The organism is Limnospira sp., from assembly GCF_051859755.1.
Lineage (GTDB): Bacteria > Cyanobacteriota > Cyanobacteriia > Cyanobacteriales > Microcoleaceae > Limnospira > Limnospira fusiformis.
Map to the genome: position 1 here is coordinate 13,908 of NZ_JBIMLI010000004.1, position 12,446 is coordinate 26,353.

General features: G+C 42.8%; 14 protein-coding genes. 7 read left to right on the plus strand and 7 right to left on the minus strand.

Translation table 11 applies throughout. From position 1 onward, the window contains the following. Positions 1-12: 12 nt before the first annotated feature. The 5 genes from murQ (at position 13) to ureC (ending at position 4,382) form a co-directional block, all read left to right on the plus strand. Complete coding sequence (murQ, locus tag ACTIE0_RS01355) at positions 13-942, plus strand: N-acetylmuramic acid 6-phosphate etherase (protein WP_006625994.1); 930 nt, start codon at positions 13-15, stop codon at positions 940-942. Between the two features lie 99 nt (positions 943-1,041). Continuing rightward, positions 1,042-1,884: an urease accessory protein UreD gene (locus ACTIE0_RS01360; protein ID WP_006625995.1), complete on the plus strand. Its 843-nt coding sequence runs from the start codon at positions 1,042-1,044 to the stop codon at positions 1,882-1,884. A gap of 27 nt (positions 1,885-1,911) precedes the next feature. Further along, on the plus strand, positions 1,912-2,214 hold the full coding sequence (gene ureA, locus ACTIE0_RS01365) for an urease subunit gamma (RefSeq protein WP_006619200.1): 303 nt from the start codon (positions 1,912-1,914) through the stop codon (positions 2,212-2,214). Positions 2,215-2,236: 22 nt separating this feature from the next. Beyond that, complete coding sequence (locus tag ACTIE0_RS01370; RefSeq protein WP_006669016.1) at positions 2,237-2,599, plus strand: urease subunit beta; 363 nt, start codon at positions 2,237-2,239, stop codon at positions 2,597-2,599. Positions 2,600-2,663: 64 nt separating this feature from the next. Continuing rightward, positions 2,664-4,382 carry an urease subunit alpha gene (gene ureC / locus ACTIE0_RS01375; protein ID WP_006625997.1) on the plus strand — a complete coding sequence of 573 codons (1,719 nt, stop codon included), beginning with the start codon at positions 2,664-2,666 and terminating at the stop codon, positions 4,380-4,382. Between the two features lie 52 nt (positions 4,383-4,434). On the opposite strand, the gene ACTIE0_RS01380 is transcribed toward ureC, so the two are convergent. The 6 genes from ACTIE0_RS01380 to ACTIE0_RS01405 form a co-directional block, all read right to left on the minus strand. Next, complete coding sequence (locus ACTIE0_RS01380) at positions 4,435-4,893, minus strand: diguanylate cyclase (RefSeq protein WP_006625998.1); 459 nt, start codon at positions 4,891-4,893, stop codon at positions 4,435-4,437. A gap of 272 nt (positions 4,894-5,165) precedes the next feature. Continuing rightward, entirely contained in the window at positions 5,166-6,272 is a 1,107-nt protein-coding gene (locus ACTIE0_RS01385; protein ID WP_311737729.1) for a PAS domain-containing protein, read from the minus strand. Further along, positions 6,272-6,601 (minus strand): PAS domain-containing protein, encoded by a 330-nt coding sequence (locus ACTIE0_RS01390; RefSeq protein WP_006626001.1) that lies wholly within the window; start codon positions 6,599-6,601, stop codon positions 6,272-6,274. The genes ACTIE0_RS01385 and ACTIE0_RS01390 overlap by 1 nt, the downstream gene beginning before the upstream one ends. Before the next feature lie 37 nt (positions 6,602-6,638). Continuing rightward, a complete protein-coding gene (locus tag ACTIE0_RS01395) occupies positions 6,639-6,932 on the minus strand; it encodes a GAF domain-containing protein (RefSeq protein ID WP_006669017.1) in 294 nt (97 codons plus the stop codon). A gap of 407 nt (positions 6,933-7,339) precedes the next feature. Further along, entirely contained in the window at positions 7,340-8,572 is a 1,233-nt protein-coding gene (locus tag ACTIE0_RS01400; protein WP_006669018.1) for a family 10 glycosylhydrolase, read from the minus strand. Positions 8,573-8,659: 87 nt separating this feature from the next. Then, the gene (locus ACTIE0_RS01405) at positions 8,660-8,800 is read right to left on the minus strand and encodes a hypothetical protein (RefSeq protein ID WP_155839170.1); all 141 of its coding nucleotides are present in this window, start codon (positions 8,798-8,800) and stop codon (positions 8,660-8,662) included. A gap of 271 nt (positions 8,801-9,071) precedes the next feature. Between ACTIE0_RS01405 and ACTIE0_RS01410 the strand changes: the two genes are divergently transcribed. Both ACTIE0_RS01410 and ACTIE0_RS01415 read left to right on the plus strand, forming a co-directional pair. After that, the gene (locus tag ACTIE0_RS01410; RefSeq protein WP_006669019.1) at positions 9,072-10,277 is read left to right on the plus strand and encodes a transporter substrate-binding domain-containing protein; all 1,206 of its coding nucleotides are present in this window, start codon (positions 9,072-9,074) and stop codon (positions 10,275-10,277) included. A gap of 22 nt (positions 10,278-10,299) precedes the next feature. Further along, entirely contained in the window at positions 10,300-11,631 is a 1,332-nt protein-coding gene (locus tag ACTIE0_RS01415) for a dicarboxylate/amino acid:cation symporter (RefSeq protein WP_006669020.1), read from the plus strand. A gap of 7 nt (positions 11,632-11,638) precedes the next feature. Here ACTIE0_RS01415 and ACTIE0_RS01420 read toward each other — a convergent pair whose 3' ends face one another. Continuing rightward, on the minus strand, positions 11,639-12,427 hold the full coding sequence (locus ACTIE0_RS01420; RefSeq protein ID WP_187757903.1) for an aspartate/glutamate racemase family protein: 789 nt from the start codon (positions 12,425-12,427) through the stop codon (positions 11,639-11,641). Positions 12,428-12,446 lie beyond the last annotated feature (19 nt).

Here is a 12,446-nt window from a genome sequence, read left to right on the forward strand (position 1 = left end):
CAACAGCAAAACATGACTAATTTGGAAACGCGGGGCCATTTATTGACGGAACAGGCTAATGCGAGTAGCGAAAACCTCGATCGCCTGACTTCCCTAGAATTGGTGGATTTGTTCAACCGCGAGGATGTCAGAACTTTACTGGCGATCGCCCATGCCCGCGAATCCCTGGCCCTAGCCATCGACATAACTACACAATCCCTAAAAAAAGGGGGGAGGTTATTTTACGTCGGGGCGGGTACGAGTGGCCGTTTAGGGGTGTTAGATGCGGCTGAATGTCCGCCCACCTTCTGTAGTCCCCCGGAACTGGTACAGGGGATTATTGCGGGGGGCGCAGGGGCATTAATTCGTAGTTCGGAAGAATTAGAAGATAGGGCGACAGATGGGGAAAAAGCGATCGCCCACCGCCAAATCACGGAGTTAGATATCGTCCTAGGAATTACGGCTGGCGGCACAACTCCCTATGTTTATGGGGCGCTACAAGCAGCGAAAAGTCGAGGGGCAAAAACGATATTTATGGCTTGTGTTCCCAGGGAACAAGTGACCTTTGATGCTGATGTAGATATCCGCCTTTTAGTAGGTCCAGAAATCCTGGCGGGTTCGACTCGTCTGAAAGCGGGAACTGTCACCAAAATGGCATTAAATATCATCTCAACCAGTGTGATGGTGAGGCTAGGAAAAGTCTACGGTAATCGCATGGTTGATGTGGCGGTGACGAATAATAAATTACGCGATCGGGCGATGCGTATTTTAATTGATTTAACAGGTATGACTCGCTCACAAGCGGCAGAATTATTAGAACGCAGTAATAAATCGGTGAAATTAGCCCTATTAATGTATTGGACTGATTTAGATGCTTCAGGGGGAATTCAACTGCTTGATGAATGTCAAGGACAATTGAGAGATGCGGTGTTAAAGCATCAAAAAACCATCAAAAATAATTAGCAGTCAACTATCTATTTCCAACTTAATGGTTCCCCTCACGCTCAATCCATCTCCCCAGTGGGGGGACTTTGATATAACTCCTCTATCAATTATCAATTAATGAGTGACTTTAACCGGTCGGAATGGCATGGTATTCTTAACCTGAAATATTCCCAAAATAATGGGATTACCCAAGTAGTTAATAAGTATACGATCGCGCCCTATAAAATCCAACGCCCTTTTTATCCGCCAGGGGAGGAAATTTGCCAGAGTGTAGCATTACATACAGCGGGGGGAATGGTGGGGGGCGATCGCCTATCGCAGAACCTGCATTTACAAGCGGATACGAAAGTTTTATTAACTACGGCGGCGGCGAGTAGAGTTTATCGTAGCACGGGAAAAACTGCCAGCCAAAATGTTAAGATTAAACTAGAAAAAGGCGCTTATTTAGAATATCTGCCCCGAGAAACCATCATTTTTAATGGTGCTATTTATCGTCAAGATTTACGGGTAGAATTAGCCCCAGAAGCGACCTGGTTAGGATGGGAAATTACCCGGTTTGGTCGTTCAGCCAGGGGGGAAAAATTTATGGAGGGAGAGTGGCGATCGCACACGGAAATATGGCAAAATGAGAAACCCCTATGGATAGATAGACAATGGCTTCCTGGGGGTGAAACCATTTTAGAGAGTCCCCACGGCTTAGGAGGATGGCCTGTGGTTGCTACCCTCACCTGGGTAGGTGAACCTGTTTCCAAAGAGACCCTAAACCATGTTAGAATGCTGTGGGGTGAACACCAAAGGGAAGGGGAAGCCGGGGCGACTCAACTGTTATCAGGGTTATTGTGTCGTTATCGTGGTCCGTCTAGCCAAGAAGCGATCGCCTGGTTTACTGAAATTTGGCAGTTATTACGCCCCAATTTATCAGGAAAAAACATCACCAAACCGCGAGTTTGGAATGTTTAATAACTGGACTCATTTAAGGAGTTGTGAATGCAACTATCACCCCAAGAAAAAGATAAACTACTAATTTTTACTGCCGCCTTAGTAGCGGAAAGACGTAAAGCCAGGGGAGTTAAATTAAACTATCCCGAAGCTGTCGCCTACCTATCTGCTGCCATTTTAGAAGGGGCGCGAGATGGTCGAACTGTGGCGGATTTAATGAGTTATGGAACGACTCTATTAACTAAAGATGATGTGATGGAAGGGGTAGCGGAAATGGTGGACGAGGTACAGGTAGAAGCGACGTTTCCCGATGGTACGAAATTGGTAACAGTTCATAATCCCATCCAATAAAACAATCACTATTTAATTAACTATGATTCCCGGAGAAATAATCGTTAAACCAGGAGAAATCGAACTTAATTCGGGTCGCGAAACTGTGAAAATTCATGTAGCTAATACAGGCGATCGCCCCATCCAAGTCGGTTCTCATTTCCACTTTTACGAAGTTAATCCCGCCTTAGAATTTGCCCGAGAAACGGCTAGGGGAATGCGGTTAAATATCCCCGCTGGTACGGCGATAAGATTTGAACCCGGAGATAACCGGGAAGTCGAATTAGTGACTGTAGCCGGAAGTCGTGAAATTTACGGTTTTAATGGGTTAATTAATGGCACATTATCACCCGAAGTTAAGCGGGAAAAACGCAAAAAAGATAAGTCTAAAAAAAAGCCTAAGTAAATCTGGTGAGTTAACCCGCCGCCAGCTTGAAAATAGCTATATTGTGATTAATTAGGAGCTAAAAATGAGTTATCGCATGGATAGACAAGCCTACGCGGAAACCTTCGGACCGACGGTAGGCGATCGCATTCGATTAGCCGATACAGAACTATTTATAGAAGTTGAAAGAGACTTAACTACCTACGGAGATGAGGTCAAATTTGGGGGTGGTAAAGTAATTAGGGATGGTATGGGACAATCTCCCATTTCCAGGGAAGATGGCGCGGTTGATGTGGTAATTACTAACGCCCTAATTTTAGACTGGTGGGGAATTATTAAAGCTGATGTGGGTATTAAAGACGGTAAAATCTGCAAAATTGGTAAAGCGGGAAATCCCTATATTCAAGACAACGTTGATATTATTATTGGTCCGTCTACAGAGGCGATTGCTGGAGAAGGTAAAATCCTAACTGCTGGCGGAATTGATAGCCATATTCACTTTATTTGTCCCCAGCAAATTGAAACAGCGATCGCCTCTGGAATTACCACCATGTTAGGGGGTGGGACTGGACCCGCCACCGGAACTAATGCCACCACCTGTACTCCCGGACCATGGAATATTCATAGAATGCTACAGGCGGCGGAAGCCTTCCCGATGAATTTAGGATTTTTAGGGAAGGGAAACAGCGCCCAACCCCAGGGCTTAGTTGAACAGGTAATGGCGGGCGCAATGGGTTTAAAACTTCATGAAGATTGGGGAACTACACCAGCGGCGATCGATGTTTGTTTAACAGTTGCGGATAAATATGATATTCAAGTAGCTATTCACACAGATACCCTGAATGAGGCGGGCTTTGTAGAGAATACCATAGCCGCGTTTAAAGACCGGGTAATTCACACCTACCACACGGAAGGCGCGGGGGGTGGTCATGCGCCAGATATCATCAAAGTTTGTAGTTATAAAAATGTCCTGCCTTCCTCGACGAACCCCACCCGTCCTTATACTGCAAATACCCTAGAAGAACATTTAGATATGTTGATGGTTTGTCACCATCTCGATCGCCATATTCCCGAAGATGTCGCCTTTGCCGAGTCCCGCATACGTCGGGAAACGATCGCCGCCGAAGATATCCTTCACGACCTAGGCGCATTTAGTATGATAGCCTCGGACTCCCAAGCTATGGGAAGGGTAGGAGAAACCATTATCCGCACTTGGCAAACCGCCCATAAAATGAAGGTACAAAGGGGGTTATTACCATCCCCAGAAAATGCGGCAGAAACCCATGATAATTTCCGGGCTAAACGCTACATTGCTAAGTATACCATTAATCCTGCTATTGCCCATGGAATTAATGATTATGTCGGTTCGGTTGAAGAGGGTAAATTAGCAGATTTATGTCTATGGAAACCGGCATTTTTTGGAGTTAAACCGGAAATCGTGATTAAAGGGGGGGCGATCGCCTGGTCACAAATGGGAGACCCCAACGCCAGTATTCCCACACCCCAACCCATTTATATGCGTCCGATGTTTGCTAGTTTTGGAGGCGCGATATCTGCCACATCCTTAACCTTTGTTTCCCAGGCTTCTTTAGAGGGTAAAACTATGCAAAAACTGGGTTTAAAAAAAGCAACAGTTCCCGTATCTAATACCCGCCATTTGAGCAAATTAGACATGAAATTAAACGATAGTTTACCCCAGATCGAAGTAGATCCAGAAACCTACGAAGTCACGGCAGACGGGGAACTACTAACCTGTGAACCCGCCACAGTTTTACCCATGGCGCAGCGCTATTTCTTATTCTAACTTCACCCTTTAGGCAAGGTTGACAAACTCTCCCAGAAGCAGGTAGAATAAATTAAGATAAGGTGGCAACGATCGCACAGTTACGTCCGTTAGCCTTAGCGCGATATAAAGCCCCATCAGCCGCCTTGATTACAGCCATTGGGGTAGTTCCATGTTGAGGAAAACAAGCAACTCCTATAGAGGCGGTGAGGGTGTTTAAATTTTGACCGTTATGGTTGAGATGGAGTTGGCTAATAGCAGTGCGGATAGCTTCAGCCCGATCGCAGATAGCGGGTAAAGACAATTCTGGCATAATTAGAGTCATTTCCTCGCCGCCATAGCGACAAGCAATATCTGAACCGCGCACACTGTTTTTCAATACTTCAGCAACCACCTGTAAGACATAATCCCCTGCATCATGACCAAAGGTGTCGTTAAACTGCTTAAAATGGTCTATATCTAGCATGATCACACCAATGGGGTGCTGTTGACGTTGGGCGCGGAGAATCTCTTGATTAAAGGATTCTTCCAAATAGCGGCGGTTAAATAATCCAGTTAATGGATCTCGGATACTCTGATTTTGGAGGGTTTCTCGGAGGTTTAAATTAGCGATCGCTAAACTTAACTGTTCCGATACAGTGCGGGCTAATTGCTGTTTTGGTTCAGATCAAGCCGTGGCGGTTTTGGTAGCTAGATAAAATCATCCCAAAGTTTCCCCCTGAGCTACCATGGGAATACAAAGGGTAACCGCCAATTCTGTAGTGTTTTGGATATGCTGACACCGAGGACCTGAGCGTTGATTTCCTACTTCATAGGGACGACCCCGGCGCAGTCCCCAACAATGCTTAGGGTCAAAATCAACTGCTGAATGCAAATCAGACCCCCACCGAGCCACATTTTCAACCCGGTTGCGGGAACTACAGGTTCTAAACAGACCACCCGAACACTCTGGGAAGAGTAAGGTGCGACTGGGCGGGCGATCGCCTCATAAGCCTCATCGACATTGTTACAAGCCTGCAAAAATTCGTTAATTTCACCCAAAATCACCATCTCTTGGTGACGCTGCTTGAGATCATCTAACCTTTGTTCCAACTCTTGATTAACTTGTTGGAGAGCCTTTTCTGACTGTTTAGTTCGGGTCACGTCCCGGAAAGTGACCGCAAAACCATCCCCCAATTTAACCGCCACATTTTCAAACCAACAGTCAATGCCATCATGTTGATAATGAAACTCATACTGGAAAGGTTCGCCGGACTCCACCACTTGGACTAATGCATCAAATAAACCATCAGTTTGATTTCCCGGCATTTCTTCTAATAATTGTTTACCGATTAATTTGGGAGGCGATCGCCCCACCAATTTGCCAGCCGTGGGATTAGTCAACAACCAGATAAAATCCGCTATTTCCCCAGTCTCATCCCGCAGAGAACGAAAAGCCATAATCCCATCAAGGGAACTATTTAATACACTAGCCAACTGCGCCTCAGAAGTTTGTAAAGCCTCCTGTATTTCCACCATGTGGGTGATATCTGTCACCAGTTTAATGCAGCCGTCATATTGCCCCATATCATCAAACAAAGGTGTAGCAGAAACCAAAACCCAGACCACTTTACCATCACGGTGGCACAGATGGGCGCGATGTTGACCCATTATACCCTGATGACGCTGGTTTAGATAAATTTCAGCCATCGAAGATCCTTCTGTGTCGATCAAATCTAGGAAAGACATTCCCAGCATATCCGTGACAGAATAGCCTAGCATTTTTGCCATTTGCTGATTGACAAAGCTGGTGTGATCTGTCTTATCTAAAACCCACACTCCCTCCTGGGTGGTTTCAATAATGGTGCGATATTTGGCTTCACTGTATTTGAGGGCTAATGAGCGCCTGTTTGCGATCAGTAATATCGTAATTAATCCCCGTCATCGCTCCGGGTACCGTCACTATCGCGCTGGACTATGCCTGCCCCTCGCAACCAACGCTTGATTCCATCGGGTCTAACAATACGAAATTCTACATTAAAAAAATTATCTTGGGCTATGGCTGCTTTGATAGCCTTTTCAACCTCGGTAATATCATCTCGATGGACGAGATTAGCCCAGTCTTGATAGACTACTTTACCCTGGCAACCTTGCAACCCAAAAATCTCATACATCCGCTGATCCCAGTTTACCGTATCTTTGAGATCCCAATCCCAAGTCCCAATTTGACCTGCTTCTAGGGCGAGGGAACCGATCGCCACTAACCAAAGATAGGGCCCATCTTACAAGGTGCATGGTTCACTCTAAGGACCACCTCTCATCCTCTACCGCCTCTACCACAATGCCACCATTCCCATGCAAGTCGATTTCGTACAATAAAACGCGATCGCATTTTAGTAATCTTTGCACCTCATCCGCTGTGGTCTGTAGAATTTCCTTGAGTTTCAGCGATCGCCGAATCCGTAGCGCCATAGTTGCGATGATATGATCCCAAGTCTCTCTGATTTCCTCGCTGTCGCGCGGTTCCTTACAACCATTCCTCACCTGGTCGGCCCATTGACTATTTAAATCTCTGAAGGGTTGATTATTCATCTATAACTAGCAAATGCGTTGAGGGCTAACCTGGTGGCAAAAAAGTCTATACAATGGCAATCATGGCAATAATTTTAATATTTGTAATAATTGTAACTGATTACCTCCAAAAATTAAAATCCCTCCTCCCTCAGTGGCGATACTTGCTTTTTTTAGCGGCTGATGCTATCATATTAGATAATACAGATATCCACTAAATTATTTTTTTGGGAAAATAACCATTATTTAAGATTATGTAAATATGATATCACTAATCGCCGCCGCCTGTCAACCCCTCTGGCCGATTTCGGCGGGCTATTTTTTAAAAAAATTGACCAAAAAATCAACCCGAGATAATTTAACTGTAGAATAGAAGCAGGGAAGCCACAGGAGGAAATGATGATAATTAACCTAATTTGTAAGTTTATTCAAATGGTCAATTCATGCACCTTGTCGGCGAGTCTTTCGGGTTCTCCGGAGAGAGGAAATAGCAAAATATTAGGGATGTTAGGATTATCAATCAACTCGGGCAATCGATTCAATTGTCTCTCGGTAATGGAAATACCATCAGAGGCTTCGACATAGACCATTTCATCATCAAAATTTTCTTCAGCATAAACCTGGATAAAAAAGCGATCGACCCCCCATGCTTCTAGGTCTGCGGCAAAATACTGTTTTGCCCAATAGGGGTTATGGTGGCAGATATCAAAACTAACTGAGGGGTTAGCGGCTTTCATTTGTGCAATCATATTGCGGACAAAATTAGTTAATTTAGGAGTGCGATCGATTTGACCGGGTAACTCATCATGATAACCCAAATAATCATCCCATTGTACAGCATCAATGGTGGGGTATTTTTGGACAAATTCAACCACAATATCAGTAAAAAATTGAGCAACTTCTGGGATACCCACATTCAAGACATAATGATCAACTCCTGGGTGAGTGCGATCGACTCCTGGGACGATCCAACCTCTCTGGACTGCCCAATCAAAGGCGTGACTATTTTCATCTATTTTAATGCCTTTTTCAAAGTAAGCATGAACTTCCATGCCGTGTTTATGGGCTTCATCAATCAACCAATCAATCCATTCTTCTTCAAACAAATTTTGACAGCTACTATAACCAAATTTTGCCTGCATTACTTGACTTTCATACATGGTACAAGCGTTACCCCATACCCCATGAATAATGGTATTAATACCGCGATCGCGATAGTAGCGAACCCTAGCCCTAATGGTTTCTTCGCTAGCGTTATTTGTGGCTTGATAACGACTTAAATAAATGCCTCTAATGGGTTTACCTTCCCAGGTATTGAGTGGGGATGATGGTATAGGGGAAGGTGGCTTGATGGTTGGTGATTTGGGTGGCGTTTCCGGTTGGGCTTCCGGTTGTGGTTGGGATTGTGGTTTCGGTTCAGGATTGGTAGTCTGAGGAATTTCTGGAATATTTGGTAAAGTAGGCGGTGATTTATCAGTGGAAGTTGCCCAAGTATTCAAAAATGGAATATCGGCGATAATCTCATGATTGAAAAACCTACTAATTTCCAAGTTATCTCGCTGTGTAAATAGCCAATAACCGCCGCCCAAAAACAGCAGAATTACTGAAAAGGGAATACTGGCACATCCACAGCCTCCAGGTTCTCGTTTTTGATTAGACATGATTTGTTAATGAGTGCGAAACTACTTGAGAATATCGGCGATACTTTAATTATTACCTAAAAACCTGATTTCTGCCAACTGGCTATATTACTTAGGGTCTGTGGGTTGGCTGAAAATGATGGTAATGGCGATCGCATGATGTATAATGGTAGGGTCCAAGTGTGTCCACGGATTAGGGATACCTGCATACAGACCGTTGTAGAAGCTGCTACAGGTTGTTCGCTTCAAAGATTCCCCTCACCCTCAATCCCTCTCCCACCCGGGTAGAGAGACGAGTGAAGACGTATTGCATAATTACTGAAAGGGCTGTATACTTCGGATTTAATCCGGAAAAGATTGGCAACAACCGTAAAGTACCATAATCCTATAGCTAGGAATACTAACTGAATCGCTGAATACTCAAAATTTAGTCTTGAAGGTTTGGGGGGGATAAAAACAACTTCCGAAAACTGTCAACCTAAATTGATGTGAAAGGAACAGCAAAGCAATTATTTTTAATATGAAAATACTCTCTAACTGGCAATACAAAGTTCTGATATTAGTAGCTATATGCTTGGCAAGTATTTTGATTTTTCCCCCCTCAGTAAAAACTCAAGATGCGCCCATTTTTGTCTCTTCAGAATCTCTAGTAAATCTGGCACAATTAAGCAGTGCTGAAACTTCGCCTGATAGTAATAGTTGGGATTTAGACTTGACTGAAGCTGGGGCAGATTATGATATTATTGAACTGCAAAAACGCTTACAAGAAAAGGGGTATTATCTAGGGGCGATCGATGGCATTTATGGGGAAAAAACCAGAGAAGCTATTTCTAACTTTCAACTCAGTATAGGCTTAGAAAGCACTGGTATAGTGAATCAAGAAACCTGGGATTCTTTACTAGGAAATTCTGCGGCAGTTTCCCAGGCAAACCAGTCATTAAACTCCATGTCGCCAGACTTGCAAAAAATCATGGATAGAGGAGAGTTAATCGTCGCGATAAATCAAGAAGATTCGCCGCCTTTTTTTGCGGAAGATGCCAACGGTGAATTAATCGGATTAGATGTGGCGATCGCCAGAGAAATTGCCCAAATTATCGGAGTAAAAGTTAGGTTAGACCGCAGTGCAAAAACCTTTAATGAAGTGGTCAATATGGTTTATCAAGGTGATGCAGATATGGCGATTTCTAAACTGAGTCAAACCTTAGAAAGGGCAAAAATTGTTTCATTTTCTCATCCCTATTTAACGATGCGCCATGGTCTTTTGTTAAATCGCCTGCAATTAACTCAAGCCACAAGAAATAAAGATTTAGTTGAGTTTTTGAGAGATTTTGAAGGAAGGATGGGTGTGATTAATGCCTCTTCTTATGAGAGATTTGCCATAGAAAAATTTCCCAAAGCTACCATTATCAGATATTCCAATTGGGAGGATTTAATTAGAGGTGCAATGAGGGGAGATATACTAGCAGCATACCGGGATGAGTTGGAGGTTAAAAAGATTCTAATTAATTACCCCAATGTGGCTTTGAATTTTCAAACCGTCGCGTTAACAGATAGCCAAGATCTGATCGCGATCGCTTTACCGTGGTCTAGTAATCACCTGTTAAAGTTTGTGAATTTGTATCTGACAATGAACGAAAAACAATATACAGTTAGTCAGTTATTAGAAGATTATTCTGATTTGTTAGTGTCCCCCTCTCAGTCTCGTCAACTCAACTCACAAAATTAACAAAAATACCCATTGATAAAATATGAATTTTTACAGCGTCTCTAAGCAGTTAATTAAAATCCTAAAAAATCCCTGGTCGATTGTTCCTTCTATCCTTCTGGGTTTATATATTGGCATTGTTCATAAAGATATTGCCTTGTTGTTAACCCCGTTGGGAGAACTATATCTAATTCTCCTCAAAATGTGCGTTTTACCGTTGTTATTTTCAGCCATAACAATGAGTGTGGGTAAGCTGATTTCTAGTCATGAAGCCAATAAATATGTGAAACGGATTTTAATAGTATTTTCGGTGAGTTTATTAGGGGTTAGTATCATCGGCGCAACAGCCGCATTTTTAACTAATCCTGGGGGTAATTTAGAAGATTCTACCCTCGCAGCTTTGGGGGTAGTTGTGAATACTTCTGAGTTAGATTTTGAGTTATCTTTGACGGGTCCAATTATCGAAAATAGGGAAGAATCACTGCTGATATCTTTTTTGTTTAACTTAATTCCTGAGAATATTTTTGCATCTCTCAGCCAGGGTAATTCTCTGGAAATACTATTTTTTTCCATTGTATTTGGTATCGCTATGGGATATTCACAATCACCCGCCAAGGAGGATGTATTTAAGATTTTAGAAACCTTATTTAATACATCCAAAAAGTTAATTGATTGGATTATTTTATTCCTCCCTTTTGGTTTGTGTTTCCTGTTGGCTTCCCAAATGGCAACTACTGGTTTTGGGATTTTGGTAGCTATGCAAAATTTTGTAGTGATTGCCATTGTAGCTTTTATAATTATATACATTATCAGTACCCTGGTAATTTGGCATAAGTCTGGCTATGGTTTTGGTCAGGTTTTGATGGTCTTAAAAGAACCGACAATTTTAGCTTTAGCAACTCGTAGTAGTTTTACCTGTTTACCTTCTGCTATTTCGGCTTTAGATGAACACTTAAACTTCGATAAACAAACAGTTAATTTAGTCATTCCCCTAGCGATAACGGTGTGTCGATTTGGTCCGGTGGCCTATTTTGCGACAACTTCGGTGTTTGTGGCGCAACTCTATAACTATGAATTTAACCTGTCGAGTTTTGTAATTATCATTATCGCTTCTATTTTAGCAGGAATGGCCACGGCGGGGGCGACAGGAATTTTAACGCTGACCCTGTTGGATCTAATTTTAAAACCTTTAGGATTACCCCTAGAAGCTATACTGGTATTATTAATTGCGATCGACCCTATTATTGACCCTTTCCGAACTTTAACTATTGTACACACGGGAATAGCAGCGACAGCAGCGATCGCTGATACTCACCCACTTTCAACTGAAAAAACCACAACCTTAGCGCTTTCTCAAGATACTACTATCGAATAATTGATAACTATTTAAGGGGACTTGATATTTCGGGAATATTCTCATAGCCAAATGCTAAATCTAATGTCAAATTCGCCATAATTTCCAAGGGATCTATTGCTATTAATGAAGTTTTATCCAGTAATTTTAAGGCTACAGAAATCTCTGTACATCCAGCAATTAATAATTCTGCACCTTGGCTTTCCAGCCATTTTATAGCGGTTTTTAATATGTGAATAGGGGGTGGCAAAATTTGAACTCCTGTGGCTTTAATTCCCCAAATTGGATGGTAAATAGCATTCATAATATCTTGCTGTAATTCTGAGTTTAAAGCCGGGGCGATCGCTGTCAATCCCGCCGCCGTTAAACTATCCTGATAGAGATGGGCTTGTAAAGTGCCATCGGTAGCCAAAATTCCCACGCGATTAAGTCCAGGATAATGGAGTTTAATAAATCTAACTGTCTCCTGCATAATATGAATCCAGGGAATATTTAACTGAGGCTGTACCAGATTATAAAATCCGTGGGAAGTGTTACAGGTAATCACCAAAAAATCTGCCCCAGCCACTTCTAATATTTTACCATATTTGACCAACCAAGGCACACAACTTGGCTGATTTCCTAGTAAACTTTGGGTGCGATCGGGAAGGTCTGTAGCATTAATTAAAAACCAAATCGGGTGTTGGCGATCGCCACAAGCACCGCGAGTGGAATTTAAAGCCAGTAATAGCCGTTCAAATTCTATATGTGCTAAAGGACCCAATCCGCCAATAATTCCGGGGATAGCTTGTTGTTGAAAGATAGGTTGATTGTTCATTGAAATCATGTAATAATTA

Excerpts from the sequence above, each read along its gene's own strand:
- murQ (WP_006625994.1), top strand. The coding sequence starts at position 13 with ATGACTAATTTGGAAACGCGGGGCCATTTATTGACGGAACAGGCTAAT.
- ACTIE0_RS01360 (WP_006625995.1), top strand. The coding sequence starts at position 1,042 with ATGAGTGACTTTAACCGGTCGGAATGGCATGGTATTCTTAACCTGAAA.
- ureA (WP_006619200.1), top strand. The coding sequence starts at position 1,912 with ATGCAACTATCACCCCAAGAAAAAGATAAACTACTAATTTTTACTGCC.
- ACTIE0_RS01370 (WP_006669016.1), top strand. The coding sequence starts at position 2,237 with ATGATTCCCGGAGAAATAATCGTTAAACCAGGAGAAATCGAACTTAAT.
- ureC (WP_006625997.1), top strand. The coding sequence starts at position 2,664 with ATGAGTTATCGCATGGATAGACAAGCCTACGCGGAAACCTTCGGACCG.
- ACTIE0_RS01395 (WP_006669017.1), bottom strand. The coding sequence starts at position 6,932 with ATGAATAATCAACCCTTCAGAGATTTAAATAGTCAATGGGCCGACCAG.
- ACTIE0_RS01400 (WP_006669018.1), bottom strand. The coding sequence starts at position 8,572 with ATGTCTAATCAAAAACGAGAACCTGGAGGCTGTGGATGTGCCAGTATT.
- ACTIE0_RS01410 (WP_006669019.1), top strand. The coding sequence starts at position 9,072 with ATGAAAATACTCTCTAACTGGCAATACAAAGTTCTGATATTAGTAGCT.
- ACTIE0_RS01415 (WP_006669020.1), top strand. The coding sequence starts at position 10,300 with ATGAATTTTTACAGCGTCTCTAAGCAGTTAATTAAAATCCTAAAAAAT.
- ACTIE0_RS01420 (WP_187757903.1), bottom strand. The coding sequence starts at position 12,427 with ATGAACAATCAACCTATCTTTCAACAACAAGCTATCCCCGGAATTATT.